The sequence below is a fragment of the Amycolatopsis kentuckyensis genome (assembly GCF_002155975.1).
GTDB classification, from domain to species: Bacteria; Actinomycetota; Actinomycetes; order Mycobacteriales; family Pseudonocardiaceae; genus Amycolatopsis; species Amycolatopsis kentuckyensis.
Map to the genome: position 1 here is coordinate 1 of NZ_MUMI01000790.1, position 1,069 is coordinate 1,069.

Annotated in this window: 2 protein-coding genes; one reads left to right on the forward strand and one right to left on the reverse strand. The window is 72.0% G+C overall.

The window, feature by feature from the left end:
- On the reverse strand, positions 1–801 hold an 801-nt coding region (locus CCN39_RS47920; protein WP_086853848.1), incomplete at its 3' end, for a dihydrofolate reductase family protein.
- 88 nt (positions 802–889) lie between these two features.
- On the opposite strand from CCN39_RS47920, the gene CCN39_RS47925 reads away from it, so the two are divergent.
- Positions 890–1,069: hypothetical protein (locus tag CCN39_RS47925; RefSeq protein WP_086853846.1), on the forward strand; the 180-nt coding region annotated here is incomplete at its 3' end.

A 1,069-nucleotide genomic window follows, 5' to 3' on the forward strand; every position in this document is an offset into this window, starting at 1 on the left:
GTTCGGGTCGCCCTCGCCGGAATGCCCGGTGGCGACGACCTCGCCGTCGGCATCGGTGATGACGGCCCCGACCCGGAAGGTGTGGCTGGGCGGGCACTCGGCGGCGAGCGCGATGGCTTCCTTGAGGCGCTGGACGTCCCGGCCGGTCGGTTCGTCGGCGGCGCGGTATTCGAGGATCGCCATGCCCTGCAGTTCGTTCGCGGAGGTCAGGACGAGCGGCCGCGGGTAGAGCCCGGGCCCCACGAACCGCGGCGCGCCGGGCTGCCCGACGAAGAACGGCGCGATCGCGAGCCGCAGCGCGTCGGCGAGGCCCTCGGTGAGGAACCGCGTGTGGATCCCGCCGCCGCCCTCGACCAGCAGGTGTTCGATGCCGCGTGCGCCGAGGTCGTCGAGGATGCGCCCGAAGTCCGGCGGATCCCCCGCGTCGACGACGGTGGCGACGTGCTTGAGCGCGTCCGCGGCACCGGGCGGGGCGTAGACGATCTTCTCGGTGTCCCCGACGGTGAAGAACTGCGCGTCCGGGTCGAGTCCGCGGGTGGTCACGGTGACCTTGACGGGTTGTTCGGGCTTCCCCCGGTCCAGCCGTCGTTGCCGCAGCTCGGGCGAGCGGACGAGCAGCCGCGGGTTGTCGGCCCGCACTGTCCCGGCCCCGACGAAGATCGCGTCGGCCTCGGCCCGCAACCGGTCGACGACCGCGAAGTCGTCCTCTGTGGACAGTACGAGCCGCTCGGGCGAGCTGTCGTCGAGGTAGCCGTCGAGCGACTGCGCGGCGGACAGCAGGACGTGCGGCCGGGAGATCACGCGGCCCAGTATGCCGTAACGCGCGGGGCCGTCCCCGCGTCCTACGACGTATCCCCCGTCGTGCCCACCCCCCCGGAGCTTTTTGAACATGACAACGCGAGGCTGGTACAAGGAGCGGACGCTCACCACGGTCGACACCGTCGGCCGGGAGGTGTCGGTGACGACCGGACTCACCCGAGACCCCGAAGGCCGCCTAGTCGCGGCCATCGCCATCAGCGACGGCCCGACGGCGATCTACCGTCATTCAGGCGACGCCGACGAGCGCACC